The 25,873-nt window shown below is 73.6% G+C and carries 19 protein-coding genes; 5 read left to right on the forward strand and 14 right to left on the reverse strand.

The features are described 5' to 3' along the window. Positions 1-3 precede the first annotated feature (3 nt). A complete protein-coding gene (gene pfkA / locus ACEQ2X_RS03800; protein WP_370324444.1) occupies positions 4-999 on the reverse strand; it encodes a 6-phosphofructokinase in 996 nt (331 codons plus the stop codon). A gap of 116 nt (positions 1,000-1,115) precedes the next feature. On the opposite strand from pfkA, the gene ACEQ2X_RS03805 reads away from it, so the two are divergent. After that, positions 1,116-3,110: a M13 family metallopeptidase gene (locus ACEQ2X_RS03805; RefSeq protein WP_370324445.1), complete on the forward strand. Its 1,995-nt coding sequence runs from the start codon at positions 1,116-1,118 to the stop codon at positions 3,108-3,110. A gap of 21 nt (positions 3,111-3,131) precedes the next feature. On the opposite strand, the gene ACEQ2X_RS03810 is transcribed toward ACEQ2X_RS03805, so the two are convergent. The 8 genes from ACEQ2X_RS03810 to ACEQ2X_RS03845 form a co-directional block, all read right to left on the reverse strand. Then, positions 3,132-3,935, reverse strand: coding sequence for an ABC transporter permease (locus tag ACEQ2X_RS03810; protein ID WP_370324446.1), 804 nt, complete (start codon positions 3,933-3,935; stop codon positions 3,132-3,134). Further along, positions 3,932-4,915, reverse strand: coding sequence for an ATP-binding cassette domain-containing protein (locus tag ACEQ2X_RS03815; protein WP_370324447.1), 984 nt, complete (start codon positions 4,913-4,915; stop codon positions 3,932-3,934). The genes ACEQ2X_RS03810 and ACEQ2X_RS03815 overlap by 4 nt, the downstream gene beginning before the upstream one ends. A gap of 105 nt (positions 4,916-5,020) precedes the next feature. Continuing rightward, on the reverse strand, positions 5,021-5,377 hold the full coding sequence (locus ACEQ2X_RS03820; RefSeq protein WP_370324448.1) for a DUF2304 domain-containing protein: 357 nt from the start codon (positions 5,375-5,377) through the stop codon (positions 5,021-5,023). After that, a complete protein-coding gene (locus ACEQ2X_RS03825) occupies positions 5,374-6,132 on the reverse strand; it encodes a glycosyltransferase family 2 protein (protein ID WP_372530538.1) in 759 nt (252 codons plus the stop codon). Before ACEQ2X_RS03825 ends, ACEQ2X_RS03820 begins: the two co-directional genes overlap by 4 nt. A gap of 17 nt (positions 6,133-6,149) precedes the next feature. Then, the gene (locus ACEQ2X_RS03830) at positions 6,150-6,590 is read right to left on the reverse strand and encodes a GtrA family protein (RefSeq protein ID WP_370324450.1); all 441 of its coding nucleotides are present in this window, start codon (positions 6,588-6,590) and stop codon (positions 6,150-6,152) included. 146 nt (positions 6,591-6,736) lie between these two features. Continuing rightward, positions 6,737-7,426, reverse strand: a complete 690-nt coding sequence (locus ACEQ2X_RS03835; RefSeq protein ID WP_370324451.1) for a lysophospholipid acyltransferase family protein — start codon at positions 7,424-7,426, stop codon at positions 6,737-6,739. A 66-nt stretch (positions 7,427-7,492) separates the two neighbouring features. Beyond that, on the reverse strand, positions 7,493-10,153 hold the full coding sequence (locus tag ACEQ2X_RS03840; RefSeq protein WP_370324452.1) for a putative bifunctional diguanylate cyclase/phosphodiesterase: 2,661 nt from the start codon (positions 10,151-10,153) through the stop codon (positions 7,493-7,495). Between the two features lie 43 nt (positions 10,154-10,196). Next, complete coding sequence (locus ACEQ2X_RS03845; RefSeq protein ID WP_370324465.1) at positions 10,197-11,156, reverse strand: potassium channel beta subunit family protein; 960 nt, start codon at positions 11,154-11,156, stop codon at positions 10,197-10,199. A 65-nt stretch (positions 11,157-11,221) separates the two neighbouring features. Here ACEQ2X_RS03845 and ACEQ2X_RS03850 point away from each other — a divergent pair, with 65 nt between their 5' ends. Then, positions 11,222-11,407: a hypothetical protein gene (locus tag ACEQ2X_RS03850; protein WP_370324453.1), complete on the forward strand. Its 186-nt coding sequence runs from the start codon at positions 11,222-11,224 to the stop codon at positions 11,405-11,407. A 2-nt stretch (positions 11,408-11,409) separates the two neighbouring features. Here ACEQ2X_RS03850 and glgX (ACEQ2X_RS03855) read toward each other — a convergent pair whose 3' ends face one another. Genes glgX (ACEQ2X_RS03855) through treZ form a run of 3 tightly spaced genes read right to left on the reverse strand, consistent with a single transcriptional unit; the run spans position 11,410 to position 17,988 of the window. Beyond that, entirely contained in the window at positions 11,410-13,578 is a 2,169-nt protein-coding gene (gene glgX, locus ACEQ2X_RS03855; protein WP_370324454.1) for a glycogen debranching protein GlgX, read from the reverse strand. Continuing rightward, positions 13,565-16,120 carry a malto-oligosyltrehalose synthase gene (gene treY, locus ACEQ2X_RS03860; protein WP_370324455.1) on the reverse strand — a complete coding sequence of 852 codons (2,556 nt, stop codon included), beginning with the start codon at positions 16,118-16,120 and terminating at the stop codon, positions 13,565-13,567. Before treY ends, glgX (ACEQ2X_RS03855) begins: the two co-directional genes overlap by 14 nt. An 11-nt stretch (positions 16,121-16,131) precedes the next feature. Next, positions 16,132-17,988, reverse strand: a complete 1,857-nt coding sequence (treZ, locus tag ACEQ2X_RS03865) for a malto-oligosyltrehalose trehalohydrolase (RefSeq protein ID WP_370324456.1) — start codon at positions 17,986-17,988, stop codon at positions 16,132-16,134. A 163-nt stretch (positions 17,989-18,151) separates the two neighbouring features. On the opposite strand from treZ, the gene ACEQ2X_RS03870 reads away from it, so the two are divergent. Next, positions 18,152-19,654 carry a DUF4389 domain-containing protein gene (locus tag ACEQ2X_RS03870; RefSeq protein WP_370324458.1) on the forward strand — a complete coding sequence of 501 codons (1,503 nt, stop codon included), beginning with the start codon at positions 18,152-18,154 and terminating at the stop codon, positions 19,652-19,654. A gap of 11 nt (positions 19,655-19,665) precedes the next feature. Here ACEQ2X_RS03870 and ACEQ2X_RS03875 read toward each other — a convergent pair whose 3' ends face one another. Beyond that, entirely contained in the window at positions 19,666-20,358 is a 693-nt protein-coding gene (locus ACEQ2X_RS03875; protein WP_370324459.1) for a histidine phosphatase family protein, read from the reverse strand. A 51-nt stretch (positions 20,359-20,409) separates the two neighbouring features. Further along, positions 20,410-21,714, reverse strand: a complete 1,305-nt coding sequence (locus ACEQ2X_RS03880) for an MFS transporter (RefSeq protein ID WP_370324460.1) — start codon at positions 21,712-21,714, stop codon at positions 20,410-20,412. Positions 21,715-21,783: 69 nt separating this feature from the next. Here ACEQ2X_RS03880 and glgX (ACEQ2X_RS03885) point away from each other — a divergent pair, with 69 nt between their 5' ends. After that, complete coding sequence (gene glgX / locus ACEQ2X_RS03885) at positions 21,784-23,931, forward strand: glycogen debranching protein GlgX (RefSeq protein WP_370324461.1); 2,148 nt, start codon at positions 21,784-21,786, stop codon at positions 23,929-23,931. After that, on the forward strand, positions 23,924-25,873 hold a 1,950-nt coding region (locus tag ACEQ2X_RS03890), incomplete at its 3' end, for an alpha-amylase family glycosyl hydrolase (protein ID WP_370324462.1). The genes glgX (ACEQ2X_RS03885) and ACEQ2X_RS03890, both read left to right, overlap by 8 nt.

The following is a 25,873-nucleotide window of genomic DNA, read 5'->3' on the forward strand; positions in this document are numbered from 1 at the left end:
CCGCTACCGCGCCAGGCGGTCCATCAGGCCGAGCAGCCCGGCGAAGTCGCGGTCGTCGGTGGTCCAGGTCTCCTCGAAGGGCGTGCGGACGATCTCGAGGCGGCGCTCGCCGACCATGATCTGGTCCTCGCCGTCCAGCAGGGCCGCCACGGCTGCGTCCCCGAGGCGCGCCCCGAGCACCCGGTCGCGCATCGTGGGCGCGCCGCCGCGCTGCATGTGCCCGAGCGTCGAGACCCGGTAGTCGAGGTCGGTCTCGTGGGTCACCCGGCGGGCCACCCCGAAGGCGCCGCCCTCCTCGCCGCCCTCGGCCACCACGACGATGCAGAAGCGCTTGCCGAGCGCGAAGGACTCGAGGACCTTCGCGCGGATCGAGTCCTCCTCCCAGCTGCTCTCGGGCACCAGCACGGCGGTCGCGCCGCCGGCGAGTCCCGAGTACAGGGCGATCCATCCGGCGTGGCGGCCCATCACCTCGATGAAGAACAGCCGGTTGTGGCTGGCCGCGGTGTCGCGGATCTTGTCCATCGCGTCGACGGCGGTGTTGACCGCGGTGTCGAACCCCAGGGTGAAGTCGGTCCCGGACAGGTCGTTGTCGATCGTGCCGGGGATGCCCACCACCGCGAAGCCGTGCTCCTCGCTGAGGAGCTTCGCGCCCTGCATCGACCCGTCCCCCCCGATGACCACGACCGCGTCGACGCCGGCGTTGCGGAGGTTCTTCGCCGCGATCTCCCGCCCCTCCGGGGTGCGGAACCGCGTCGAGCGGGCCGTCCCCAGGACGGTGCCGCCGAGCTGCAGGATGCCGGAGACGTCACGGGCGTCGAGGGGCTTCAGCCTGCCGTCGATCATGCCCTTGTACCCGTCTGCGATCCCCACGCAGCTCATCTGCGCGGCGTCGGCCGCGCGGACGACGGCGCGCAGCGCGGCGTTCATGCCGGGGCTGTCGCCGCCGCTGGTCAGGACGGCCAGGCGGTTCAGGGCAGCAGGGCGCTTCAGGTCGGGCATCGCAGGTCTCCGTGGCGGGAGGTCGGACGTGACGAGCCCGGCAGGCTAGCGCGGGCACATGTCCAGGCGCGCATGTCAGAGTGGGGCGCCAGACCACCCCCAGGAGGACCGCACCGGTGACCACCGTCGACCAGCCCCGCCCGATCGCAGAGGACCTCGATCCGGCCGTCCGCCCCCAGGACGACCTGTTCGGGTACGTCAACGGGCGCTGGATCGCCGCCGCGGCGATCCCGGAGGACAAGGCGACGTACGGCTCCTTCGAGATCCTCCGGGACAAGTCCGAGGAGGACGTCCGGGCGATCATCGCCGAGGCCGCCGCGAGCGACGCGCCCGAGGGGTCGGACGCGGCCAGCGCCGCGCAGAAGATCGGCGACCTGTACACAAGCTTCATGGACGAGGCCGCCGTCGAGGCCGCGGGCGTGGCACCCCTCGCGCCGGTCCTCGCCCGCATCGACGCCGTCGCCGACGTCGAGGGCCTGATGCGCCTGCAGGGCGAGCTGGCGCGCGAGGGCATCGGCGGGGTGCTCGGGGCCGGCGTCTGGATCGACAAGACCGACCCGAACCGCTACCTGATCCACATCGCCCAGAGCGGGCTGGGGCTGCCGGACGAGTCCTACTACCGCGCCGACGAGCACGCCGCGATCCGCGAGGCCTACGTCCCCCACGTCGCCCGGATGCTGGAGCTCGCCGAGGCGGTGCCGACCACCGCCCACGCCGACGCGGTCGCCCAGCGGATCATGGCCTTCGAGACCCGGCTGGCGGCCGCCCACTGGGACCGCACGGCCACCCGCGACGCAGTCGCCACCTACAACCTCACGACCGCCGCGCAGCTGCGCGCCGCGCTGCCGACCGCCACGACCTGGCTGGAGGGGATGGGCGCCGACCCACACCACTGGGACGAGGTCGTCGTCGGCCAGCCCGACGTGGTCGAGGCCGTCGCCGGCCTGCTCGTCGACGAGCCGCTCGAGGTGTGGAAGGAGTGGCTGACCTGGCGGGTCATCCGGTCGATGGCCGGCTACCTGTCGAGCGACCTGGTCGACGCCTCCTTCGACTTCTACGGCCGGACCCTGACCGGCGCCCCGCAGCTGCGGCCCCGGTGGAAGCGCGGGGTCGCGCTGGTGGAGGGGCTGCTCGGCGAGCTGGTCGGCCAGCTGTACGTCGAGCGCCACTACCCGCCGCGGGCGCAGGAGCAGATGGCGGTGCTGATCGACCACCTGGTCGAGGCGTACCGCCAGCGCATCACCGACCTCGACTGGATGGCGGCCGACACCCGCTCCCGGGCGCTCGAGAAGCTGGCGGCGTTCACCCCGAAGATCGGAAAGCCGGTCCGGTGGAAGGACTACTCGGCCCTCGAGATCCGGCCGGACGACCTGCTCGGCAACATCCGCCGCGCCCACGCCGTCGAGAGCGACCGGGAACTCGCCAAGCTCGCCGGGCCGGTGGACCGCGACGAGTGGTTCATGACCCCGCAGACGGTCAACGCCTACTACAACCCGGCGATGAACGAGATCGTGTTCCCCGCCGCGTTGCTGCAGCCGCCGTTCTTCGACCCCGACCGCGACCCCGCCTACAACTACGGCGCCATCGGCGCGGTCATCGGCCACGAGATCGGCCACGGCTTCGACGACCAGGGGTCGAGGTACGACGGGACCGGCGCGCTGGTCAACTGGTGGACCGACGTCGACCGCCAGGCCTTCGACGCGAAGGTGCAGGCGCTCACCGAGCAGTACGACGTGTTCAGCCCACGGGACCTCGACGACGCCCACACCGTCGACGGCGGCCTGACGGTGGGGGAGAACATCGGCGACCTCGGCGGCGTGGCCGTCGCCTTCCACGCCTGGCAGCTGTACGTCGCCGACGAGCTCGGCGGGTCCTCCCCGCAGGTCGACGGGTTGACCGGCGACCAGCGGTTCTTCGTCGGCTGGGCGCAGGTGTGGCGGGTGCTGGCGCGGACCGAGGAGGCGATCCGGCGCCTCACCATCGACCCGCACTCGCCGCCGGAGTTCCGGGCCAACGTCGTCCGGAACGTCGACGGCTTCCACGAGGCCTTCGGGACCGGTCCGGGCGACGGCCTGTGGCTGGACCCCGACGAGCGGGTGCGGATCTGGTGAGGGGACGACGGCCGGGCGGGATCAGCCCCGCTCGGTCGTGCGCTGGTACTGCCGGGACGCGAGCGGCGCGAACACCACGATGATGATCACGACCCAGATGAGGGTGTAGATCTCGGGGTTCTGCATCGACCAGGTGTCCGGTGCGGGCACCCCGCCGGTGTTGCCGAACCCCTCGCGCGCGGCCTGGGTGACCGCCGACACGGGGTTCCACCGGGCGAAGGTCCGCAGCGCGACGGGGAACCCGTCGGTGGGGACGAACGTCTCGGCGATGAACGTGAGCGGGAAGATGGCGAGGAACGACGCGTTGTTGACGACCTCGGGGGAGGGGACCAGCAGGCCGATGTAGGCCATCATCCAGCTGATCGCGTACGCGAACAGCAGCAGCAGCGCGTAGGCGACGATCGCGTCGAGGGGTGACGAGGTGATGCGCCAGCCGACGGCCAGGCCGGTGATCGACATGACGATCAGCACGAGGACGTTGTTGACCACGTCGCTCGCGGTGCGGCCGGCCAGGACCGCCTGCCGGGACATCGGCAGCGAGCGGAACCGGTCGATGATGCCCTTCTGCATGTCCTCGGCCAGCCCTGCGCCGGTGATCGTCGCGCCGAACACGACCGTCTGGGCGAAGATCCCGGCCATCAGGAACTGCGCGTAGTCGACGCCCTCGATCGGGATCGCCGACCCGAACACGTAGACGAACAGCAGCACGAACATGATCGGGCTGAGGAGGGTGAAGACCAGCAGGTCCGGCACCCGCTTGATCTTGATGAGGTTGCGGCGGGCGACGACGGTCGAGTCCCGCACGGCGCGGCTGAGGGTGCTCACGCGGGGACCTCCTCGGTCGTGGCGTCGGGGCGGGGGTCCTCCTCGGCCGGGCGGCCGGTGAGGGTCAGGAACACGTCGTCGAGGGTCGGGCGCCGCAGGCCGAAGTCGAGGACCTCGATGCCGGCCTCGTCGAAGCGGGTCAGCGCGTCGCGGAGCGCGGCGGTGCCCCCGGCGACCGGGGCGGTGAGCCGGCGGGTCTGCGCCTCCACGGTGACCTCGCCCACCGACAGGCGGCCCAGCAGGTCGCGGGCGGCGTCGATGTCGCGGGCGTGGGAGAGGACGACCTCGACCCGCTCACCGCCGACCTGCGCCTTCAACTGGTCCGCGTCGCCCTGGGCGATGATGCGGCCGTGGTCCATGACCACGATGTCGTCGGCCAGCCGGTCGGCCTCCTCCAGGTACTGGGTGGTGAGGAGCAGCGTCGCCCCGCTGCCGACGAGGTCGCGGATGACGTCCCACAGGTCGGTGCGGCTGCGCGGGTCGAGCCCGGTGGTCGGCTCGTCGAGGAACAGCACCGGGGGGCGCGCCACCAGCGCGCAGGCCAGGTCGAGGCGTCGGCGCATCCCCCCGGAGTAGGTCTTGATCGGCCGGCCGCCGGCGTCGGACAGCGTGAACTGGTCGAGGAGCTCCGTCGCGCGGCTGCGCGCCTCGGATCGCGGCATGCCGTACAGCTGGCCGACCATCTCGAGGTTCTCGAAGCCGGTCAGGTACTCGTCGACCGCGGCCGACTGCCCGGACAAGCCGATCTTCTCGCGCACCCCGGCGGGGTCGGCGAAGACGTCGACGCCGGCGACCGTCGCACGGCCGGCGTCCGGGGTCAGCAGGGTCGACAGGATCCGCACGGCAGTGGTCTTGCCGGCGCCGTTCGGCCCGAGCACCCCGAGGACGCTGCCCGCGGGGACGACCAGGTCGAGGCCCTTCAACGCCTCGACCTCGCCGTAGCGCTTGACCAGGCCCTCGGCCTGGATCATCTCCGTCATGGGGGGTGTCCCTTCTCATCGGACCGCAACGCGAGCGACAGTACTGCGCCGGTGTGACACGCCGGCGTCCGTCGACCGACGAGACGGTGCCGGTCAACTCATCGCTCAGCCGGAGGTGCGGTCGCGCCGCAGCGACTCGACCTCCTCGCGGAGGATGGCGATCTCCTCGGCGAGGGTGCGGGTCTCCTCCTCGAGCTGGCTCGACTCCCACGACAGGTGCGCGCACACGCCGAGCAGGAACACGATGCCGCCGAACGCGAGGAGGTTCGGCGGGTCGGCGACGCCGAGCCAGCCGGCGACCAGGTCGAGCAGCGGCGGGAAGATCGCGAGGGCGAGCTGGCCGACGGCGACGAGCAGCCACAGGACGGCGTACTTCTCCCGCAGGCGGCGCCGGCGCAGCAGCTCGACGGCGGCCAGCAGGATCACCACCCCCACCACCGAGGTGACGAGGCGGAGGGTCACCGCGGGGACGCCCCCACCGGTTCCCGCTCGACTCCTGACCCGCCCTCGACCACCGGGCGGGGAGGCGCCGGGACGTCGGTCCGGAGCACCTCGACGAGCAGGGCCATGACCGCCCGGCCGAGGTACACCGCGGCGCGCAACGGCGACTGCGACGGCGTGCCGCCCTGGCGCGGCCGCATCGCGACCGGCTCCTGGGCCACGACCAGGCCGGCGCGGCCGGCGAGCACCAGCGCGTCGACGGTGTCACCCAGGTACTCCGCCGGCATCGCGTCGGCGAGCAGCGCCACCGCGCGCGGGCCGAAGGCCCGGAAGCCGGAGGTGACGTCGGTCAGGGGGGCACCGACGATGCGCCCGGCGGCTCGGGCCAGGACGGCCATCGCCCAGCGGCGCGGGCCGCGCACGGCGTAGGCGCCGCGACCGGCGAACCGCGCGCCGATGACGAGGTCGGCGTGGTCGAGGCCCGCGAGCAGGCGCGGCACCTCGGCCGGGTCGTGCTGGCCGTCCCCGTCGACCTGCACGACGACGTCGTGGCCACCCCGGACCGCGTAGCGCAGCCCGAGGCGGAGCGCCCCGCCGACCCCGAGGTTGTACGGCAGGCTCAGCACGGTCGCCCCCGCGGCGCGAGCCCGTTCGCGCGTCGCGTCGGTCGACCCGTCGTCGACCACCACGACCGTCGCCGCCGGCAGCGCCGCCCGGACCTCCGCGACCACGCCGGCGATGCAGTCCGCCTCGTCGTGGGCGGGGATGACGACCATCACCGCTCGTCCGCCCGTCATCGGAACACCCAGCGGTCGTAGGCGACGAAGGTGAAGCACGCACCCAGGCCCTGGGCGAACACCTTCGCGACCGCGTAGGCGACGCCGATCTCGTGCCCGCCGGTGACGATGGCGAGGGTGAGCAGGTAGTTCAGCCCGACCACGATCAGGTACTTGGCGAAGGGGACGCCGACCCGGTCGGCGTCGAAGGACCAGACCCGGTTGAGGGAGAAGTTGTAGAGCAGCCCGGTCCAGAACGCGATCGTCGTCGCGACGGGGATGTGGAGCCCGGCCAGCTCGCGCAAGGCGATCAGCAGGCCGAGGTCGATGACCGCGCTGCTGCCCCCCACGACCAGGAAGCGCCACAGCCGGGTGAGCAGCGTCGAGCCACCCGCATCGGCGGCGGGTGCGGGGGTGGCGGCGGGATCCGTCGCCGAGATCGGCACGTCGGTGGTCACGTCATCCCAGGATGCGTCGGGTGGGGGTACCCCTCACACTGCCCCGCCGGGCACGGTCGCCGAACCCGCCCCCGATCGGGGCCCAACTCGCCGTGAGGCGAAAGAGGCCCCGATCGTGACCCCGGCGGTCCGCGGCCCGGAGCCGGTCAGGGGGTCACGTCGGGCAGGTAGCCGGGGTCGAGGGCCTGGAGGTCCGCGGTCGCCTGCCGCAGCAGGGCCTCCTGCACCTCGCGCAGCTTGTCGGCGTTGGCCCGGTGGTCGTCACCGGACAGCCACAGCGGCTCGTCGGCGAGCCGCAGCACGACCGTGCGACGTCGGAAGGGGGTGAGCCGCGGCCACCGCGCGCCCTTCGGCCACAGCCGCTCGCCACCCACCAGGGCGAGGGGCAGCACCGGCGCGCCGGCCCCGACCGCCATGCGGGACACCCCGGTCTTGAACCGGCCGAGCTTCAGCGGGTCCCGGGCGTCCCAGTGCATCCCGCCCTCGGGCATGATGCAGATGTTGTCCTGCGCGCGCAGCGCGGCGACGGCGGCGTCGAACGCGCCGCGCGGGTCGGTCTTGCGGTACACGGGGATGGCCGCGATCGCCCGCGCGGCCGGGCCGTACACGGGGTTGTCGAAGAACTCGTTGGCGATCAGGATCCGCGCGTCCTTGCCGAAGTGGTGCAGGCCGATGACGGCGTGCACGAAGTCGAACACGGTCCGGTGGTTGCCGCTCAGGATCCAGCCGTCGCGGGTCCCGAGGACCTCGCCGCCGCGGACCTCGTACCGCACGAACGGCCAGGTCAGGACCTTGAACAGCGCGGCGATCAGGCGCAGCAGGAACGCGTTCGACACTCTCACAGCCTCCGGGCTCGGACCGCCCCCAGGTTACGCCACCGTAGGTTGCTGGCCGCCGCGGGGTCAGCCGCCGCTCGCGACCGGCGTCGCCAGGGCGCGCAGCATCGCGGCGATGCCGTCCGCCGGCACGGGGTGGCCCAGGTGGTAGCCCTGCGCCTCGTGGCAGCCCAGGCTGCGCAGGTCGGCCAGCTGCGACTCCTCCTCGACGCCCTCGGCGACGGTCCTGACGCCGAGCGCCCGCGCCAGGTCGACGATGCCGCGCGCCACGGTCCGGTCCGGCAGGCCGTGCCCCAGGTCCTGCACGAACGCCCGGTCGATCTTGAGCACGTCGACCGGCAGGTTGCGGAGGTAGCTGAGCGAGCTGTAGCCGGTGCCGAAGTCGTCGATCGCGATGCCGATGCCGAGCTGGCGGAGCATGCGGAAGGTCGACGCGGCGCCCTCGGGGTCCTCGAGCAGGACGCTCTCGGTCAGCTCGAGGACCAGCGCCTCGGGCGGCAGGCCCGCCGCGGCCAGCGCCCGTTCGACGGTGCGGGGGAACGTGGTGGCGTGCAGCTCCCGCGCCGACACGTTGACGTGGACCACGTCGGGCGCGCCGGGCAGGTCGCGCTGCCACTCGGCCAGCTGGCGGCAGGCCTCGGTCAGCACCCAGGCCCCGAGGGCGGTGATGGCCCCGGTCTCCTCCGCCAGCGGGATGAACTCGAGCGGGGGGATGCGGCCGCGGTCGGGGTGGTCCCAGCGCACCAGCGCCTCGACGCCGCGGATGCGCCGATCGGCGAGGTCGACCACCGGCTGGTAGTCCAGGCTGAACTCGCCGCGCTCGAGCGCCGCGCCCAGGTCGGTGGTCAGCCGCAGGCGCGACAGGGCCCGGTGGTGCAGCGCCGGGCTCCAGCGGCGCCAGCGCCCGGCGCCCGCCCGCTTGGCCTCGTACATCGCGGCGTCGGCGTTGCGGAGCATCTCCGCGGGCGTCGTGCCGCCGACCGCGATGCCGATGCTCACCGACGGGGCGATCTCGGTCCCGTCGAGGTCCACCGGGTCCCGCAGCGCGGCGATCAGCGCATCGGCCGCCGCCTCCGCCGCACCCGGCGCGCAGGTCGAGGAGAGGAGGACGCCGAACTCGTCACCCCCGAGCCGGGCGGCGACGTCGCCGGCGCCGAGGCAGGCGTCGAGTCGTCGGGCCAGCGCCAGCAGGAGCGCGTCGCCGGTGTCGTGGCCCAGGCTGTCGTTGACGGTCTTGAAGTCGTCGACGTCGCAGAAGAGCACCGCGACGCCGTCGCGGTCCGAGCCGGCCCGGTCCAGGGCCTCCTGGACGAGCTCGGCGAACATCACGCGGTTGGCGAGGCCGGTGAGCGGGTCGTGCATCGCCAGGCGGCGCAGCTGGTGCTCGAGCGACGCGCGCTCGGTGACGTCGCGGATGTTGAGGACCACCCCGCCGACGTCGCCGTCGGCGGACAGGTCGGTCGCCAGCACCTCGAGGTGGCGCCACGCGCCGGAGGCGTCCCGCAGCCGCAGCGTCACGGCGGCGGGCAGGTCGCCCGGGCCGGGCAGCTGCGCCGATCGCGACAGGCAGGCGGCCACCGCCGCCTGGTCGCCGCGGTGGATCAGGCCGACGAGCGTCTCGCGGTCCATGTCGACGGGGTCGACGCCGAGCAGGCGCTCTGCCGACGGGGAGGCGTAGGTGACCCGACGGTCCGCGTCGAGGACGAGCACGATGTCGGCGGCGTTCTGCACGAGGGATCGGAACCGGCGCTCCTCGCGCTGCTGGTGCAGCAGGGCGACCTCCTCGCGGGAGGCGACGAGGGCGCGGACCAGGCCCGACAGGCGCACGAAGACCAGCAGGGACAGGACGGCGGCGACCACGTCGAGGAGGCGATCCCGCGTGGAGCCGCCGGAGAGGACGCCGACCAGGGGCACCAGCATCGACGTCAGGGCCAGGGCGGCCAGCCGCAGCCGGCCCGGCAGCGCGAGGTCGCCTGCGGTTCGGGTGGGGGTCTGTCCGCTGGCCGGGAGCCAGGCGGCGACGGCCAGCAGGGCCATCATCGCCCACCAGCCGAACGCGGCGGGGTCCTGGGACGTGTGCGTGTCCTGGCGGACCGCCACGACGTAGGCGACGTCGGTGGCCAGCAGCACCGCCATGGCGGCGACGAGCACCGTCAGGCGGGCCGTGAGGGGGCGCACGCGGAAGGCCAGGAGCGACGTCGATGCCAACAGGATGACGTCGAGGGTCGGGTAGGCCAGCAGCAGCGCCTGCCGCATGCCCGACGCCTCGGGGTCACCGGCCTGCGGCGCGAAGCTGGTGACCCACACGACCGCCGCGATCCCGACGGTGAAGATCGCCGCGTCGAGCACCGCGCCGCGGTCGCCGTCCGGCGCCCGGTGCCGCACCAGGGCCCGCAGCCCCACGGCCAGGAACGGGTACATGGCCAGGTAGAGCGGCTCGAAGGGGGAGGGGGCGGTGCCCACCCCGTCCACGAGCGACCGCGCGGCGGTGTTGAGGACGTCGCCGGCGGCGAAGCAGGTGACACCGGAGGCGATCAGCACCCAGGCCCGCCGCTCCCCGCCGCTGCGGGTCGTGGCCGCCGTGACGAGCGCGGCGACGGTCACGAGCTCGCCGACGTGGTAGCTGACCACCGGCGCCCAGGACGGCCCGAGGATCGCGAAGGCGATGCCCCCGACGCAGACGGCGACGGCGGCACGCAGGAGCGGGCGGGTCCCCTCAGCGGTCACCCCACCACATCGGCCCCGGGGGGCCGCAGTTGAGCGGGGTGGGTCAGCCCATGATCTCGTCGATGCGCGCCATCACGCCGTCGTCGAGCTGGGCGAGGACGTCGAGGGCCTTCATGTTCTCCGTCACCTGCTCGGGTCGGCTCGCGCCGGTGATGACGGTCGACACGTGCTCGTTGGCGGCGCACCACGCGATCGACAGCTGGGCGAGGGTGCAGCCGAGCTCGTCGGCGACGTCCCGCAGCTGGGCGACCTTCGCGTTCGCGTCCGCGTCGGTGACCATCTGGCGCAGCCAGTCGTAGCCCTCGAGCGTCGCCCGGGACCCCTCCGGCACCCCGTCGATGTACTTGCCGGTCAGCAGGCCGCTGGCCAGCGGCGACCACGTCGTCAGGCCCAGGCCGATGTCGTCGTAGAGGCGGGCCAACTCCTTCTCGACCCGCTTGCGGGAGACGAGGTTGTACTGCGGCTGCTCCATCACCGGCTTGTGCAGGTGGTGGCGCTCGGCGATGTCCCACGCGGCCCGGATCTCGTCGGCCCGCCACTCCGAGGTGCCCCAGTACAGCACCCGGCCGCTCGAGACGATGTCGTGCATCGCCCAGACCGTCTCCTCGATCGGGGTCTCGCGGTCGGCCCGGTGGCAGAAGATCAGGTCCAGGTGGTCGAGGCCGAGCCGCTCGAGCGACGGGTCGATCGCCTCGAGCAGGTACTTGCGGTTCAGCGTGTTCGTCGAGTTCACGCCGTCGTGCAGGCCCCAGAAGAACTTCGAGGAGATCACGTAGCTGTGGCGCTCCCAGCCGAGCGTCCGGATCACCTCGCCCATGATCCGCTCGGACTCACCCCCGGCGTAGGCCTCTGCGTTGTCGAAGAAGTTGACGCCGTGCTCGCGGGCCTCGGTCATGCAGGCGGCGGCCCGGTCGATGTCGAGCTGGGGCCCGAAGGACACCCACGAGCCGAAGGAGAGCACGCTGACCTTCAACCCGGAGCGGCCGAGGCGGCGGTAGATCATGTCGGTCATGGCCGGCGAGCCTAGCGGCCCCGACACCGCCGCCCTCCGCCGATACCCTCGTGGCCATGGACAACAGCGTGCAGACCATGCGGTGGATCCTCGTGAACATGACCGCGGTGGCCGCCCTCGTGGCGCTGGCCCTCGGCTACTGGACCGCCGCCGTGATCCTGCTGCTCGGCGTCGCCGCCCACACCACCCACTGGCTCATGCACCGCCGCCGGCCGGCGGCGGTGCCCGTCGAGGACGTCTGAGCTCAGCGGGGTCGGGTCAGGAGGACCATCGACCGGCCCTCGAGGGTGACCTCGGTGACCGGGTCCTCGTCCGCGGCCTCGTCGTCCGGGTCGATCCAGCCGCCCCGCGCGGTGTCCATCTGCACCGCCCAGCTGTCCCCGAGGGCGCTGGGGAGGGTGAACGTCACCTCGTCGGGGGCGGCGTTGAACACGACCAGGAAGTCGTCGTCGACGATCGGCTCGCCCTGGGCGCCGGGAGTGCGGATGCCCTTGCCGTTCATGAACACCGCCAGGGACCGGGCGTGGCCGACGTTCCAGTCCTCGTCGTCCATCTCCTCGCCGTCCGGCCTGAACCAGCCGATGTCCTCGAGGCCGGTCCCGCGGATGCTCTGCCCCTCGAACCACCGGCGGCGCCGGAAGACGGGGTGGGCGCGGCGGAACGCGATCGCCCGCTGGGCGAACTCGAGCAGATCGGCGTCGACGGCGTCGGGTGACCAGTCGAACCAGCTGATCTCGTTGTCCTGGCAGTAGGCGTTGTTGTTGCCGCCCTGCGTGCGGCCGAGCTCGTCGCCGCCGAGGACCATCGGCACGCCCTGGCTGAGGAGGACGGTCGCCAGGATGTTCCGCTGCTGACGGGCGCGGAGCGCGAGGACCTCCGGGTCGTCCGTCGGCCCCTCCGCCCCGTGGTTCCAGGACCGGTTGTCGTCCGAGCCGTCGTTGCCGCCCTCGCCGTTGGCCTCGTTGTGCTTCTCGTTGTAGCTGACCAGGTCCGCGAGGGTGAAGCCGTCGTGGGCGGTGACGAAGTTGATCGACGCCATCGGCCGGCGCGTGTCGGACTGGTACAGGTCGCTCGACCCGGTCAGGCGCTGGGCGAACTCGCCGAGCGTCGCCGGCTCCCCGCGCCAGAAGTCCCGGACGGTGTCGCGGTACAGGCCGTTCCACTCCGACCAGACCGGCGGGAAGTTGCCGACCTGGTAGCCGCCCTCCCCGACGTCCCACGGCTCGGCGATCAGCTTCACCTGGCTGATGACGGGGTCCTGCTGGATGATGTCGAAGAACGCGCTCAGCTTGTCGACGTCGTGCAGCTCGCGGGCGAGCGTGGACGCGAGGTCGAAGCGGAACCCGTCGACGTGCATCTCGGTCACCCAGTACCGCAGGCTGTCCATGATCAGCTGCAGCACGAAGGGGCTGCGGGCGTTGAGCGAGTTCCCCGTGCCCGTGTAGTCCATGTAGTACCGGGGGTCGTCGTCGACGAGCCGGTAGTACGACTCGTTGTCCACCCCGCGGAGCGACAGGTGCGGGCCCATGTGGTTGCCCTCGCCGGTGTGGTTGTAGACCACGTCGAGGATGACCTCGATGCCGGCCGCGTGGAGGGCGCGGACCATCTGCTTGAACTCCTGGACCTGCCCGCCGACGCGGTCGGTGGCCGCGTACTCGTGGTGGGGGGCCAGGTAGGCGATCGAGTCGTACCCCCAGTAGTTCCGCAGGTCCTTCTCGACGAGGTGGGAGTGGTGGACGAACTGGTGGACCGGCAGCAGCTCCACCGCGGTCACGCCGAGGTCCCGCAGGTGGGCGATCGCCGGCTCGGTCGCCAGGCCCGCGTAGGTGCCGCGGAGCTCCTCGGGGACGTCGGGGTGGGTGGCGGTGAAGCCCTTGACGTGCACCTCGTAGATGACCGACTCGTGCATCGGGGTGCGGAGCTGGCGGTCGCCCTCCCAGTCGAACCACGGGTTGACCACGATGCTGCGCGGCACGAACGGCGCGGAGTCCGCGTCGTTCCGCTCGTCCGGCTCGCCGAAGGGGTAGGCGAACACCGCCTCGTCCCAGTCGATCATCCCCGGGGTGCGGTCGCCCGCCACGCCGGTGACGGCCTTCGCGTAGGGGTCGATCAGCAGCTTGGCCGGGTTGAAGCGCTTCCCCGAGGCGGGGTCGTACGGACCGTGGACCCGGTAGCCGTACATCTGCCCCGGACCGACGTCCGGGAGGTAGGCGTGCCAGCAGTACCCCGTCACCTCGTGGATGGCGACGCGGGTCTCGGTGCCGTCGTCGTCGAACAGGCACAGCTCGACCCCGTCGGCGTGCTCGCTGAACAGGCTGAAGTTGGTGCCGACGCCGTCGAAGGTGGCGCCGAGGGGGTAGGGCTCGCCGGGCCAGGCGCGGACGTCCTGGGCTGCGGGGTCAGTCGTGGTCATGACCCACCAGCATGGCCACGGGGAGCGTCGCCAACACCCCGTCCAGGCGCAGCCGACCGTCCACGGGCTCGTGGACCGCACCGGTCAGGGCGTCGGTGAGCCGGCGGTGCCCCGACGTCGCGATGGTGGTGTCGCCCCACACGTCGGCGACGGGCCAGCGGTCGCGCGCCAGGCCGTAGGGCAGCCGGGTGGCGACCGCGAGAACCGTCGTGCCGTCCGGGCCCGTGCCCTGGGCGGAGGACCCCCGGCGCAGGGCGGCGACGTGGTCGGCAGCTGACCCGTCGGCGTGGACGCCCTCGAGCGACCCCCGGGCGAACACCTCGGCGTGGCGGCGACGGAGCTCGAGCCCGGTGCGGGTCACCAGCATCTTGAGCGCCCCGTCGCGCCAGTCGTCGCGCAGCCCGGCGACGGCGGCGGCCCGGTCGTCGGCGGCCAGCACCTGCTCCACCCGCTCGCGAGCGGCTCGGATGCGGTCGAGTGGGAGGGGCCGCCGGTTGTCCGGGTCGACCAGGCTGTCGTCCCAGATCTCGGTGCCACGGTAGATGTCGGGCACGCCCGGTCCCGCGATCTTCAACAGGACCGTCGAGAGGGCGTTGACCGCACCCGGCACCGCGATGCGGCCGGCGAGCCGGCTCAGGGGCGCGACCGCGTCCTCGCGGGTCGTGATCGCCGCCACCCAGTCGGCGACGGCCTGCTCGTACGCCTCGTCGGGGTCGCGGTGGGAGGTCCGCACCTCGGCTTCGCGGAGCGCCTTGTGCGCGTAGGCGGCCAGCCGCTCGGTCAGCTCGCCCGGGTCGTCGGCGCACAGCCCGATGACCCCGACAGCGGTCTGGGCGAGCAGCCAGCGGGCGTGCTCATCGACAGCGCCTGCGGCGGGTTGACCGGTAGCGCCGGCGGTGGGTTGACCGGTAGCGCCTGCGGCGGGTTGACCGGTAGCGCCTGCGGCGGGGGGGTCGTCGACCGCATCGTCCAGCTGCGCCAGCAGGTCGAGGAACGCGTCGGGCACCTCCGCCAGCACGGCGATGCGGGCACGGACGTCCTCAGCGCGCTTGGTGTCGTGCGTCGAGGTGGTCGTGCCGGCGTCGGGCCAGGCCGCCTGGCGGGCCGCCAACCCCTCGACGATGGCGGGCGGCTCGGGCGGCTGGTCCAGGGATGCCGCGTCGATGCCGACCTCGCACAGGCTCGACAGGGACACGTGGCGGTACAGCAGGCGGTCCTCGAACCCCTTCGCGGCGGCCGGGCCGGTCAGCTGCTGCCAGCGCGTCAGCGCCCGTCGGCCGGGCTGACCCGTCAGCGCGTCGACGACCGCAGACGCGACGTGGCGCCCGTGCGTGACCGCGGCGGCGTCGGCCGCGTCGGCGATCGCCCGCTCGTCGACCAGCGCGACCGACCCCTCCACCGGCACGTAGGTGCGGTAGCCGCGCAGGTGGGCGGCCATGTCGCCGAGGACGTGGCCGACGTCGTGGTCGTCGACGCCGTCGACCGGGCCGAGCAGCCGCTGGACGGCATCCACGTCGGCGGCGAAGAGCTCCTGCAGCACGTGCCACTTCGACTCGGCGAGGGCGTGGACGACCGGGCCGGTCAGCCCGGTGCGGGTCTCGAACTCCGCGCGGAGGCGGCGGTACCCCTCGACGTCGGTGAGCCACAGGTTGAGCAGGGCCGCGACCTCGTAGCCGGTGGTCCCCTCGACCGGCCAGTCGGGCAGGTCCTCGTCGAGCTCGAGGATCTTCTCGACCAGCAGCCAGCGGTCGTCGCCGATCCGCTCGCGGAGACGGCGGAGGTACGCGGCGGGGTCGGCCAGGCCGTCGATGTGGTCGACGCGGAGGCCTTGGACGACGTCGTCCTCGACGAGTCGCAGGACCAGCGTGTGGATCGCGTCGAACACCTGCGGGTCCTCGACGCGGACGCCGACCAGGTCGTTCACGGCGAAGAAGCGACGGTAGGTCAGCTCGCGCTCCCCGGTCAGCCAGTGGGCCAGGCGGTAGTGCTGGGCCTCGAGGACCGCCTCGATCGGCGCATCCGGGTCGGTGCCGGGGGCGAGGGGGAGGGAGAGGTCGTCGTACACGGCCAGCCGGTCGCCCTCGACGCGCACGTCGCCCGCGGCGAGGACGTCGGTGAGCGGCGCGCCGAGGACCGGCAGGACGATGGGGCGGCGCATCCCCTCCTCGCCGAGGTCCACGTCGAAGGTCCCCGCGTGTGCCGAGGCGGGCCCGTGGCGCAGCAGGTCGTCCCACCAGGCGTTGTCCGGCGACGCCGCCAGGTGGTTCGGGACGATGTCGAGGATCATGCCGCGGTCCCGCGCGGCAAGGGCGGCCGCCAGCTCGCGGAGCGCCTGCTCACCGCCGAGCTGGGGGTCGACGACGTCGGGGTCGAGGATGTGGTACCCGTGCCCCGCTCCGGTGGGGACCTTCTGGATGGGGGAGAGGTACAGCCAGTCCACGCCGAGCGCGTCGACGTGGTCGACCAGGTCGACGGCGTCGGCGAGGGTGAACGCGTGGGTGAGGTGCAGGCGGTAGGTGGAGGAGGGGGTGGGCGTCGGCATGGGGTGGTCTCTCAGACGAGGTCGTCGGTGGGGCTGCCGGCGTGCGCCGGCTGTGGCAGGGCGTGGACCACGCCCGTGCGGGCGGGGATGGTCCCGTCGCCGGGGTGGCCCGGTCCGCCGTAGCGCGCGTCCGCGGTCGACAGGAGCACCTCGGGCACCGGCGCACCGCCCGGGATCGCCTCGTCGGTCAGGTTGACGGCGATGAGGACGGCCGGTGCGAGCGGGGCGGTGGCGGGCGGGTCCCGGTGGATGAACAGCACGTCGTGGTCCTCCCACCGGTCGGCGCGGACCAGCGACCGGTCGCCGGTGCCGAGTGCGGGTTGGGTGCGGCGCAGGGTCAGCAGGTCGCGCCACAGCGCCCGCCGCTGCGCCGCGGCCTCGGGGTCCACGCCGTCGCGGTCGAGGGTCGAGCGGCGGAACGTCTCGGGGTCGAGGGGGTCGGGGATCTGGCCGGCCCAGGACTCGAAGTAGTCGAACTCGGCCTTCCGCCCCTCGCGGATGGCCGCGCGGAGCTCCTCGCCGGGCATGTCGGTGAAGAACTGGAAGGGGCGGGTCTCGCCGTACTCCTCGCCCATGAACAGCATCGGCGTGTGCGGGGCGGTGCACAGCAGGGCGATGGCGGCGCGGACGGCGTCGGGATCGGCCTGGGTCGTCAGCCGGTCGCCGGCCGGGCGGTTGCCGACCTGGTCGTGGTTCTGGACGCAGGCGACCAGCCGGCGCACCGAGACCTCCGGCGGCAGCGGCGCACCCACGACCCGTCCCCGGAAGGCGCTGTGCCGGGACCCGTCGTGCACGAACCCGCTGGTCATCGCCCGGGCGAGCGCCTCGAGCGGGTCGGCGTAGTCGACGTAGTACCCGTCGAGCTCACCGGTCACCGCGACGTGGATGGCGTGGTGGAGGTCGTCGGCCCACTGCGCGTCCATCCCGAGGCCGCCGACCTCCCGGGGCCGGATGGTCTGCGGGTCGTTGCGGTCGGTCTCGGCGATCAGGTCGTAGCGCCGACCGGTCTGCTCGGCGAGCGCGGCCACCGCGTCGGACAGCTCGGCCAGCAGGTGGGTCGCCGAGCCGCGGTCGTCGAGGGCGTGGACGGCGTCGAGGCGGAGGCCGTCGACGCGGACGTCCCGCAGCCACGCGAGCGCGCTGCCGATGATGAACGACCGCACCGGCCCGCTGTCGGGCCCGTCGAGGTTCACGACCTTGCCCCAGGTCGAGGACGCCTTCTCTTGCAGGTACGGGCCGAAGCGTTCGAGGTGGTTGCCGCTCGGGCCGAGGTGGTTGTGGACCACGTCGAGGATCACGCCGAGGCCGTGGCGGTGGCAGGCGGTCACGAACGCCGCCAGCCCCTCGGGTCCCCCGTAGGGCTGGTGGACCGCCCACCAGGCGACCCCGTCGCAGCCCCAGCCGTGGACGCCGTCGAAGCCGTTGACCGGCATCACCTCGACGTGGGTGACGCCGAGCTCGACGAGCTCCTCGAGGTGGTGGGTGGCGGCCTCGAAGGTCCCCTCGGCGGTGAAGGTCCCGACGTGCAGCTCGTAGACGACCCCGCCGGTCACCGGCGGGGCGACGAAGCGGTCCTCGACCGCGATGCGGGCGGGGTCCAGGACCGCCGCGGGCGCGTGGACGCCGTCGGGCAGCCAGCGGGACGCGGGGTCCGGGAGCGGCTCGCCGTCGTCGAGCGCGAAGGCGTAGCGGGTGCCGTGGACCGCCTCGGTGACCACGCGCCACCACCCGCCCCCCTCCGGGGCCATCGGCGTGCGGTCGCCGTCCACGACGATCTCGACGGACGACGCGCGGGGCGCCCAGAGCCCGAAGGCGGTGCGGGTGGGGTCGATCGGGTGGGCGCTGTGGCGACTTGCGGGAGCGGGCACGACGATCCTGTCGGCGGGGCGGGCCATGAGTTGTACTGCCTACCCCGCTGGCCCATCCCGACACGCGTCCGAGGGACCTTCGGCCCTGCCTCGCGCTCGCCACCGGGCGGACCCTCGGTGGCGTCGGAGGACGAGTGCGCGCGTGTGCGCGGAGGTGGTCGTGATGAGGCCGGGTCGGGTCGTGGCGTTGGTCGTCGGGTGCCTGCTGGTGCTCCCAGGGATCGGGATGCTGCTCGGGGGAGCCGCGCTCGGCGTGGGGGTCGCCGCCGGCCGTGACGACGACGGGTTCGTCTCGGCCGACCTGGACGGCGTCCGCAGCGACGGGGTGGCGGTCACCGCCGAGGGCATCGTCCTCGTCGCGGAGCCCGACACGCCCGACTGGCTGCTCGAGTGGGCGTCGGTCGACGTGCGCCTCGAGGCCGCGGCCGTCGGCGAGCGACCCCTCTTCGTCGGCATCGGCCCCGAGGACGAGGTCGACGCCTACCTAGCCGGCACCGCCCACTCCGAGGTGGAGGCCGTGGACGGCGGGACGCCGCGGTACCGCGAGCAGGACGGGCGCACCGAGGTGGCCCCACCCTCCGCGCAGGGGTTCTGGGTGGCGACCAGCGAGGGGACGGGCACCCGGTCGATGACCTGGGAGGTGACCGCGGGCCGGTGGGCCGTCGTGCTGATGCACGCCGACGGATCGCCGGGCGTGGCTGCGGACGTGACCGTCGGTGTGGACGCCGGGATGCTGGTCCCCGTCGCGGTCGCCCTGGGCTCGGTCGGCGTGCTCGTGACCGTCCTGGCGATCGTCCTCGTCGTCGTCGGCGCGACCGGCGGGGAGCGACCCGCAACCCCGGCGGCACCGCCCGCAGGGCCGCCTGCCGTCGGCGTCCCCGTCCCGCCCCCTCCGCCGCCGGTCGGCGTGCAGGACGGCCGTCCGCCGAGCCCTGTCCGCCTGACGGCGCGGCTCGACCGCGACCTGTCGCGCTGGCAGTGGCTGGTCAAGTGGGTCCTCGCGATCCCGCACCTGGTCGTCCTGGGGTTCCTGTGGCTCGCCTTCTCGCTGCTCACGGTGGTGGCCGGGTTCGCCATCCTGTTCACCGGCACGTACCCGCGGGCGATCTTCGACTTCACCACCGGCGTGCTGCGCTGGACGTGGCGAGTCAGCTACTACGCGGCCAGCGGCGGCCTCGGCACCGACCGGTACCCGCCGTTCAGCCTCGGGGACGAGCCGGACTACCCGGCCACCCTCGACATCGACTACCCCGAGCGGCTGTCGCGCGGGCTGGTGCTGGTCAAGTGGTGGCTCCTCGCCATCCCGCACTACATCATCATCGGGCTGCTCACCGGCGGTGGCTACCGCTGGGTGACCGACGACGGGGTGCGGGTCGACACGACCGGTGGCGGCGGGATCCTCGGCATCCTGGTGCTGGTCGCCGCCATCGCCCTGCTCGTGACCGGCCGCTACCCGCAGGCCCTGTTCGACGTGATCATCGGGTTCAACCGCTGGGTGTACCGCGTCATCGCCTACGCCGCGCTCATGACCGACGCCTACCCGCCGTTCCGCCTCGACCAGGGCGGTGACGAGCCCGGCGGGACGCCGCTGCCGACCCCGCCGACCGGACCCCCGGACACCGCGGCGCGGGATCTCGCGCCGGTCGGGCCCCGGATGTGGTCTTGAGCACCGCGGCCTCAGGCGGTCACGTGGTCGGCGGGCAGGTGGGTGACGTCGGAGAACGACTCGAGGGCCCACATGTCCGCCGAGGCGATCGCCCGGCTGCGCAGCACGCTGGCGGAGGCGTGCAGGCACGGGAAGCGCTCCCACTCCCAGGGCTGCGGGTCGATCCCCAGGAGGTGGCTCGTCATCACCGAGTTCGAACCCGCGTGGGCCACGAGGACCAGCCGCGGCCCCTCGTCGGGGACGTCCCACAGCCGGGCCGGATCGCCGGCGTGGCGGGTCGCGCCGAAGCGGGCCAGGATCCCCTCCAACCCGGTGGTGATGCGCTGGTGGAAGTCGCGGAAGGACTCGCCGCCCGGCGCGCCGTCCCACCACTCGTCGAGCGGGCGCGTCCGGAGCGCCCGCAGGACCTCCACGACCTCGTCCTCGGGTTGGCCATCCCACTCGTCGGGCGCGCCGATCTCGACCATCCACCCCTCCACGACCGGATCGAGGCCGAGCGCGTCGGCGATCGCGGCGCCCGTCGCCCGCGACCGGCGGGCGGTGGAGGTGAACAGCCCGTCGACCGGTCCCACGTGGTCGCGGAGCCGGGCGGCGACCGCGGCGGCCTGCGCCTCGCCCAGCGCGGTCAGCCCGGGATCGTTCGTCGACCGCCCGTCGTCGCCGCGCCAGGCCGGCTGGGCGTGGCGGACCAGGATCAGCTCCATGGCCGCAGACCGTAGCGCCGCGCCGCCCGATCGACCTCCTCAGCTGACTCGTCAGCCGATCTCGGGTGCGGACTGTTCGAGCTCGAGGTGCTTGGTCTCCGGCAGGTAGCGGTAGCCGATGGTGGAGATCGCCGCCGGGACGCAGACCACCCACGCGGCGGTCGTGAACGACCCGGCCGCGTCGGCGACCACACCGAAGATGAGCAGGCCGAGGACCGCGCCGACCGTGCCGGCCACCGTGATCCACCCGGCCGCCGTCGCCCTGATCGACGTGGGGAAGATCTCGCTGGCGGTCGCCGCGACGGCCGGGGCGTAGCTGGACCCGATCAGGAGGGTCAGCACGTAGCCGGCCACGGCCCCGACCTGCCCTGCGGAGTAGGTCAGGATCCCGGCCGCGGCCAGGGCGACCTTCGACCACATCGCGGTCGGGATCCGCCCGTAGCGGTCCGCCAGCCGGACGCCGAGCAGCAGCCCGAGCGCGCCCATCCCCGCCGCCACGGGGGCCACGACGCCCTGGATGGACGGGCTCAGGCCGGTGACGCTCTCGGCGTACAGGAACAGGTAGGTGTTGATCGGCCCGGTCAGGAAGGCCACGAAGAACGTCAGGGTCGCCACCAGCAGGAGGCGGCCGCGCAGCGCCGCCGGGACGTGGCCCAGCCGCTTGGCCGTCTCCGCCTCGGCGTCGACCAGCCGTGCCGCCCGGTCGGGTTCACGGACCAGCCGCGCCACCAGGGGCAGCGTGGCGAGGAACAGCCCGGCGAGGGCGAACAGGACGCGGAACCCGATCACGTCGCCGACGAGGTCCGTGACGGCGCGGAGGACGACCGGCAGCCCGGCGCCGACGCCGTAGCCGAGGGTGATGACCGCCAGGGCCTTCGAGCGGTCGCTGGTCGGCACCTCCTCCGCGGCGATCACGCCGGCCACGGCGTTGGTCGCCGACGCGAGCGGCCGCGCGACGGCCAGGACCGCGACGAACAGCCAGAAGGACGGGATCCCCGCCGCGACGGCGGTCAGCCCGAGCGCGGCCAGCGACGTGATCAGCATGACCCGACGGCGCCCGTGGGAGTCCGCCTGCCGGGCCAGCGGCAGCGACCCGACCGAGGCCATGCGGATGATGCCGAGCGCGATCCCCAGGGTGGTGCCGCTCAGCCCCACCTCGGCCGCGATGTCGCCGGCGCCGTCGCCCGCCACGCCGAACGCGGCCGCGATGTCGGGCAGCGCGGCGGTCGCGGCGAACTGCACGAACCCCGCGTAGGCGCTGAAGACCGCGGCCGCGAGGACGCTCGGGTGGCGCCATCCGTAGAGGTGGAGGGCCGGTGCACCGCCGCGCGAGGGTTGAGCGCTCGAGGCGGACACGGCGGTGGGGACTCCCGATGCGGACGGCGGACCGGTGGCCCGGTCGAGGGCTGTGACATCCTAGCGCCGATGCGCGTCACCTCCCCCGAGCACCACACCTGGCCCGGACGACCGCACCCCCTGGGGGTGACGTGGGACGGACGCGGGGTGAACGTCGCGGTGTACTCCGAGGTCGCCGACGGCGTGGAGCTGTGCCTCTTCGGCGAGGGCGCCGACGCAGGCGAGGAGGCCCGCATCGAGCTGATCGAGCAGACCGGCTTCGTGTGGCACGCCTACCTGCCGGGCATCGGACCGGGCCAGCGCTACGGGTTCCGGGTCCACGGTCCGTGGGACCCCGCCCGGGGGCTGCTGGCCAACCCGCACAAGCTGCTGATCGACCCCTACGCGAAGGCCATCGAGGGCGACATCATCTGGGCGCCCGCCTGCTTCGGCTACGACGTGCACGACACCAGCCGGCCGAGCACCGCCGACAGCGCCCACTTCGTCCCGAAGAGCGTGGTGGTCAACCCGTTCTTCGACTGGCGCGACGACCGGCCGCCGAAGCACGCGTTCACCGAGACGATCACCTACGAGACCCACGTCCGCGGCGCGACGATCCGCCACCCCGACGTCCCCGAGACCGCCCGGGGGACCTACGCGGGGCTCGCGTCACCGCCGTTCATCGACCACCTGCGGTCCCTCGGCGTGACCGCGGTGCAGCTGCAGCCGGTGCACCACTACCTGACCGACCACTTCCTGTGGCGCAAGGGGCTGCGGCAGTACTGGGGCTACAACTCGATCGGGTTCCTCAGCCCGCACGCCGGCTATGCCTCGCGCGGCACCCAGGGCCAGCAGGTGTACGAGTTCAAGGCGATGGTCGCCGACCTCCACGCCGCCGGGCTCGAGGTCATCCTCGACGTCGTCTACAACCACACCGGGGAGGGGGACGAGCTCGGGCCCACCGTCAGCTTGCGGGGGCTGGACAACCCGACCTACTACCGGCTCGACCCCGGCGACCCGTCCCGGTACGTCGACTTCACCGGCACCGGCAACTCGATGAACGTCCAGAGCCCCCAGGTGCTGCAGCTGATCATGGACAGCCTGCGGTACTGGGTGACCGAGATGCACGTCGACGGGTTCCGCTTCGACCTGGCTGCGACGCTCGCACGCGAGCTGCACGACGTCGACAAGCTGAGCGCCTTCTTCGACATCATCGCCCAGGACCCGATCATCAGCCAGGTCAAGCTGATCGCCGAGCCCTGGGACCTCGGCGAGGGCGGGTACCAGGTGGGCCAGTTCCCGGTCGGCTGGACCGAGCTGAACGGCAAGTACCGCGACACGACCCGCGACTTCTGGCTGCGGGATGGCGACGTCGGCGAGCTGGCAAGCCGCCTGTCCGGGTCGAGCGACCTGTACGCCCACAACGGCCGGCTGCCCTACGCGTCGGTGAACTTCGTGACCTCCCACGACGGGTTCACGCTGGCCGACCTCGTCAGCTACGACCGCAAGCACAACGAGGCCAACCTCGACGGCGGCACCAGCGGCGAGGATCACAACCGGTCGAACAACCACGGCGTCGAGGGGCCGACCGACGACCCGGCGATCCGGGGGCTGCGCGCCCGCCAGCAGCGGAACCTCCTCGCCACCCTCCTCCTCAGCCAGGGCGTGCCGATGCTCCTCGGCGGTGACGAGTTCGGCCGCAGCCAGCAGGGCAACAACAACACCTACTGCCAGGACAACGCCCTGACCCACTACGACTGGGCGGTCGCCGACGCGAACGCCGAGCTGCTGGACTTCACCCGCCGGCTGATCGCGCTCCGCCGGGCCCACCCGGTCCTCCGCCGCCGCACGTTCTTCACCGGGGACCAGGACCTGCACTGGCTGACCCCGGCGGGCACGGTCATGACCCAGGCGGACTGGGACGACCCGGGCCGGAAGGCGCTGGCGTTCTTCCTGAACGGCGACGAGCTGCCGACGCGGGACGAGCGCGGCCAGCCCATCCACGACGACAGCTTCCTCGTCCTCCTGAACGCCCACCACGAGCCGGTGACCTTCAAGATCCCGACGGAGGGCTACGGCCACCGCTACGACGTGATCGTGGACACCGTCGACCCGAGCCTGCTCGAGGGGCAGCGCGCCCCGGTGTCCGCCGGGACCGGCGTGGAGGTCGACGGCCCCTCCCTCGTCGTCCTCCGCTGCATCGACGGGATCCGCTGGCCCGGGATCACCCATGTCTGACGGGCCGGGGCCCGTGCTGGCCGTCCGGGCCGTCCGGGCGACCTACCGCCTCGCGGCCATCGGCGACCTCGACGAGGTGGCGTCCCGGCTGCCGCAGCTCGCCGACCTCGGCGTCAGCCACCTGCACCTCCCGCCGGTCACCGTCGCCCGACCCGGCTCGGCGGACCGCACCGACGTCGTCGACCACACCCGCGTCGACCCCGCCCTGGGCGGGGAGGGGGGGCTGGGTCACCTGGCCGACGCGGCGCACGCCGTGGGCCTCGGGCTGGTCGCCGACTGGGTGCCGGGGCACGTGTGGACCGGACCCGCCACGTCGCGGTGGGACGCCGTCCTCGCCGAGGGCCGGTCGTCGGAGTCCGCGAAGGCCGTGGACGTCGAGTGGGACGCGCCGCTCCCGGGGGCCCGGGACAAGGTCATCCTGGGCGTCCTGGCGGGCCCCTACGGCGACGAGCTGGTCGCCGGCCGCCTGGGCCTGGCCGAGGTCGACGGCGCGATCCGCGTCACCTACGGCGAGCGGTCCTTCCCGCTGACCACCGAGTCGAGCGGCGCGGTCGCCCGCGCCGGGATCACCCGGCTGCTCGGCACGCCGGGCGAACCGCGCTCCTGGTCGCGGATGCACTCCCTGCTCGAGCAGCAGCACTACCGGCTGGTGAGCTGGCGCGCCGGCCGTCGGCTGGTCAACTACCGCCGCCACCTCAACCACGACGAGCTCGCGGCGCTGCGGGTGGAGGAGCCGCCGGTCTTCGACGCCACCCACGACCTCCTCGGCCGCCTGGTCGGCGACGGGCTCCTGGACGGCGCCTGCGTGCGGGGCGTCGACGGCCTGGCCGACCCCGCGGGGTACCTCGCGCGGCTCCGCGAGCTGCTCGGCCCCGACGCGTGGGTCGTGGTGGACCGGATCGACGCGCGACGGCCGCTGCCCGTCGGCTGGCCGGTCCAGGGCGGCGCCGGGCACGAGCTGGTGCCCCTCGCCATCGGGGTGCACATCGACCCGGCGGGGAGGCGCCAGCTCGAGGCGCTCGCGGCCCAGCACGACGCGCTGCCCGATGACGACGCGGTGCGCACCGGCACGCACGAGGTGCTGGAGGCCCACCTCGGCACCGACCTGCGGCGGGTCGCCAGGGTGGTGTGGCGGGCGTGCCAGGACGACATCGGGGTGCGCGACGTCGACTACCGCACGCTCCTCGACGCCGTCGCGCGCCTGGTGACGTCGCTGCCGGTCGCGCGGACCTACGTCGACCCGGCCTCCGGGTCGTGCGGCGACGCCGACCGGTCCGCCGTCGCCGCGGCCGTCCGCCTGGCGCGGGCCCCGGGGGGCGAGGACCCGCCCGAGCCGGTGTGGCGCGTCCTCCGCGAGCTGCTGTCCGGCGAGCTGCGCTGGACCGCCGCCGCGGGGGAGGCGGTCATGCGCGTCCAGCAGCTGTCCGCGGCGGTCGCCGCGCTGGCCGCCGGGGAGTGGCTGCTCGCCGTCCACCAGGCGGTCCCGGCCGTGTGCGAGGTGGGGTGCGACCCGACCCTCCCGACCGTGGACCGCGCGGCGGCGCACCGCGAGCTCGCCGCCCTGCCCGTGCGTGGACTGCGGGCCACCGCCACCCCGTCGACGCTTCACGGCGAGGACGCCAGGTTGCGGCTGGCGGCGCTGAGCGGCATGGCGGGGGAGTGGACGGCCACCGCGGCGGAGCTCCTCGCGACCACCGACCCGCCTGACCCGGTGCTGGGCCTCAGGGTGCTCGCGGACGCGACCGCCGCGTGGCCGATCGGCGACGACGGCGCGGGTCCGCTCGGCGACGTGCTCGGCGGGGACGGGGTGCCCCTCGCCGCGCTGACCGACCACGCGGTCCGGCTGGCCCGCACGCAGGGGCGGATCACCGCGCACGCGGCGCCCGACGGGCCGGCCGAGCGGGCGGGGAGCGCCTGGGTTCGCGGGCTCCTCGACCCCGAC

Source organism: Euzebya sp. (assembly GCF_964222135.1).
Taxonomy (GTDB): Bacteria; Actinomycetota; Nitriliruptoria; order Euzebyales; family Euzebyaceae; genus Euzebya.

What these genes read in the sequence shown, in the direction of transcription:
- pfkA (WP_370324444.1), bottom strand. Translation starts at nt 999, where the DNA reads ATGCCCGACCTGAAGCGCCCTGCTGCCCTGAACCGCCTGGCCGTCCTG.
- ACEQ2X_RS03815 (WP_370324447.1), bottom strand. Translation starts at nt 4,915, where the DNA reads ATGACGGAGATGATCCAGGCCGAGGGCCTGGTCAAGCGCTACGGCGAG.
- ACEQ2X_RS03825 (WP_372530538.1), bottom strand. Translation starts at nt 6,132, where the DNA reads ATGGTCGTCATCCCCGCCCACGACGAGGCGGACTGCATCGCCGGCGTG.
- ACEQ2X_RS03845 (WP_370324465.1), bottom strand. Translation starts at nt 11,156, where the DNA reads ATGATCTACCGCCGCCTCGGCCGCTCCGGGTTGAAGGTCAGCGTGCTC.
- ACEQ2X_RS03850 (WP_370324453.1), top strand. Translation starts at nt 11,222, where the DNA reads ATGGACAACAGCGTGCAGACCATGCGGTGGATCCTCGTGAACATGACC.
- glgX (WP_370324454.1), bottom strand. Translation starts at nt 13,578, where the DNA reads ATGACCACGACTGACCCCGCAGCCCAGGACGTCCGCGCCTGGCCCGGC.
- treY (WP_370324455.1), bottom strand. Translation starts at nt 16,120, where the DNA reads ATGCCGACGCCCACCCCCTCCTCCACCTACCGCCTGCACCTCACCCAC.
- ACEQ2X_RS03870 (WP_370324458.1), top strand. Translation starts at nt 18,152, where the DNA reads ATGAGGCCGGGTCGGGTCGTGGCGTTGGTCGTCGGGTGCCTGCTGGTG.
- ACEQ2X_RS03875 (WP_370324459.1), bottom strand. Translation starts at nt 20,358, where the DNA reads ATGGAGCTGATCCTGGTCCGCCACGCCCAGCCGGCCTGGCGCGGCGAC.
- glgX (WP_370324461.1), top strand. Translation starts at nt 21,784, where the DNA reads ATGCGCGTCACCTCCCCCGAGCACCACACCTGGCCCGGACGACCGCAC.